We start from the raw sequence: 2,764 nt of genomic DNA, 5'->3' as shown, positions 1-2,764 counted from the left end.
AAGCTCCGTTTTGCTGATAGGGCGACCCTCCGAGTCGATCTCGTAAACGATGGGCACGCCGTTAGGAATATTGAGGTCAATGACCTGCTCTTCACTTAGATTATCGAGTTTCATCACGATGGCACGCAGACTATTCCCGTGCGCCGAAACCAGCACATTTTTGCCAGCTTTCACTTCAGGTAGAATTTTGTCGTAGAAATAGGGCAAAGCCCGAGCGGCGGTATCCGCCAAGCTCTCCCCACCTGGAGGGCGTACGGAATAGCTGCGGCGCCAGAGTTTCACCTGTTCCTCACCGAATTTCGCTGCCGTTTCCGCCTTGTTCAGCCCCTGCAGATCGCCATAGTGGCGCTCGTTCAGCGCCTCGCTCTCCTCCGTGGGCACGCTCGTTTGCCCGGCCGCATGGAGGCAGAGGCGCAGGGTCTGTTTGGCGCGATCGAGCACCGAAGTGAAGGCTTTATCAATATGAATGCCTGCTGCCTTAATCTTCTCTCCGGCCTCAATGGCCTCTTGTTCTCCTTGCGGGGTTAGAGGAACGTCCACCCAGCCGGTAAAACGGTTCTCCAGATTCCAGAGGGACTGCCCGTGTCGCAAAAGAATCAACTTCGCCATAAAATAGCCCTTCTTGCTTACAAAAGTTCATTTTCAGAAGAGACTCTACCCCAACAAAGGGCAGAATGCAAGCTGGCGAAAATCGGAGGGATTGTGTTGGGAAAACCGCCGCAACTCCCTCTCTTCCTCACGCTTTCCTTGCCGGGGCGTGGAATCAATCCTTCTCCTCCCACCCCGGATCGACGGAGCAGGTGCCGCACTCCGGTTCCTGAATAGCCACCCAACGTACCGTCTCTTCTATCTCATGCCAATCCACTTGATCGGGGTGCACCAGAGTCCAGCCATCCATAAAGCACCCCCGAAAGTCGAGGCAGAGGAGGGCGATCTCGGCCTCCGCTTTAGGGAAGACGATTCCTGCAGTTCCCTCATAAAGAACGGCTACTTGCGTTCCCCACGCCTCCCATAGGGAACGGCGCTCTTGTAGCTGCGCCTCTATCGTTTGGCAATGCGCACATGTGGGGCTATGCAGGAGGAGGAGTAACAGGTTTCCTTGCGGAAGGCCAAGCGTCTGAGTAAGCTGCCGGCGCATTGGGAAGGGCTGGCGGCGTGGTAGGGCGATTGGATTCATGGGATCACCTCACGATTTTAAAAGAGCGACCCAACGGGAAAAGACCTGATGGCCTATCGCGTGCAGAGGCGATAGGTACTGTGCCGTCTCCGCGAGTATTTGATTCTTGTCGCTACCGACCTCTCGAACCTCCTCGGCGAAGGTACGAACCATGTTTTGGATCATCATCTCGTTAACCTCCATATGGAACAGAAAGCCATAGGCTTTGTCTCCATAACGAAAGGCCTGATGGGGCGTAAAGGCGGAGGAGGCGAGTGGCACGGCGCCCTGTGGCAAATCGAAAATATCGCCGTGCCAGTGAAAGGCCATAAATGCAGGAGGGATGCCTTGCCACAGCGGGTCGGTTGCGGATTCTGGGGTGAGAAAGAGCCGATGCCATCCGATCTCTTTCTGGGCGCCTTTGCGTACCTCTGCGCCGAGCGTGGCGGCGAGTAGCTGGCTGCCAAGGCAAATGCCTAAGATCGGTTTGTTGGCTTCGAGAGCTTTGGCAATGAGGCGCTGTTCGGCGTCTAAGAAGGGGTAGCGTTCACTGTCATAGACGCCCATAGGCCCCCCCATAATGATGAGGCCGGCGGCAGAGCGGAGGTCATGGGGAACGGGTTCTTCGGCGTAGGCATGCACGACACGAGGAGAGAGGCCGACAGCTTGCAAGGCCTGTGCTATGATGCCGATAGTTTCAATTTCGATGTGTTGAAGCACGAGGACGTCGGTCATGTTGTGGTAGTCTCCATTTCTGTTCTACGAAGCGATTTTTTCATTTTGCGATGTGGGATGCCGGCATCCAGAAAAATATCGCCCATAGCAGTATAGCCCAAGCGTTCGTAGAATGGAATAGCCTGCAATTGCGCATCAAGCTCAAGGTAACGAAAATTTCTGGCACGTGCAAAACTTTCGATTGCTTGCATAATTTTTGTTCCGACACCTTTCCCCCGATGATCGGGCAGCACGGCGACCCGCCCTATTTTTCCAATTTCTGGCGATTTTTGAATCAATCGCGCCGTTCCAATAACTTTTTTGCTCGCCGTATCTTTTGCTACGAAATGAACGGCTTCAGAATCGTAGGCGTCTAGTTCCTCCTCCTCCGGTACCCCTTGCTCCTTCACAAAGACCTCTAGGCGCACGGCAAAGGCCTCCCGAAGCAAGGCCTCCTCCTCCACACGTATCACCTCATAGTCCATCTCATCTCCTCCCTTTCTCTTTACGCACGAGGGTGGCCGCTTCTGCGTGTGGAAACAAACCAAAAAGAGCCTCCATCCGACAAAAAAGCCTTTCTCTGCCGTTCCGCGCTGCAAATGTAAGAAAATTTTTTACGGATTCTGCCGTACCCCTTGTTTTATGTTCCATTCTCTTGTATAATGTAAGTTGTAAGCGCCACGTCTGCAGACCGGTTTCGGTATCGGCTCGCTTGCGCTTTCGCCAAAAGGTCTATCCTTTAGCGGGCTGAAACATCTGCAGACCACGCTTCCTAAACCTGTTAGGCAGGTTCATTCCACACTAAATGGATAGAGGGACAAGCGTGATAAGCGAACAGCAGCGCCATCTCCCCGCCAGTCACCATCGTTTTGCGGATATGCAAGACGCCGAAAT

Annotated in this window: 4 protein-coding genes; all 4 read right to left on the bottom strand. The window is 53.9% G+C overall.

All coding sequences use genetic code 11. The features are described from left to right. Positions 1-609: 2,3-bisphosphoglycerate-dependent phosphoglycerate mutase (locus VKV18_RS04380; protein ID WP_016483687.1), on the bottom strand; the 609-nt coding region annotated here is incomplete at its 3' end. Between the two features lie 154 nt (positions 610-763). Further along, positions 764-1,177, bottom strand: coding sequence for a hypothetical protein (locus VKV18_RS04375; RefSeq protein WP_324203008.1), 414 nt, complete (start codon positions 1,175-1,177; stop codon positions 764-766). 9 nt (positions 1,178-1,186) lie between these two features. Next, entirely contained in the window at positions 1,187-1,891 is a 705-nt protein-coding gene (locus VKV18_RS04370) for a type 1 glutamine amidotransferase (RefSeq protein WP_324203007.1), read from the bottom strand. After that, complete coding sequence (locus VKV18_RS04365) at positions 1,888-2,334, bottom strand: GNAT family N-acetyltransferase (protein WP_324203006.1); 447 nt, start codon at positions 2,332-2,334, stop codon at positions 1,888-1,890. The genes VKV18_RS04370 and VKV18_RS04365 overlap by 4 nt, the downstream gene beginning before the upstream one ends. Positions 2,335-2,764 lie beyond the last annotated feature (430 nt).

The sequence above is a fragment of the Chthonomonas sp. genome, assembly GCF_035294505.1.
Lineage (GTDB): Bacteria > Armatimonadota > Chthonomonadetes > Chthonomonadales > Chthonomonadaceae > Chthonomonas.
This window is presented reverse-complemented; position numbering and strand designations above follow the sequence as displayed.

Bases quoted from the DNA above. Each gene is read 5' to 3' on its own strand.
- VKV18_RS04375 (WP_324203008.1), bottom strand. From the start codon at position 1,177: ATGAATCCAATCGCCCTACCACGCCGCCAGCCCTTCCCAATGCGCCGG.
- VKV18_RS04370 (WP_324203007.1), bottom strand. From the start codon at position 1,891: ATGACCGACGTCCTCGTGCTTCAACACATCGAAATTGAAACTATCGGC.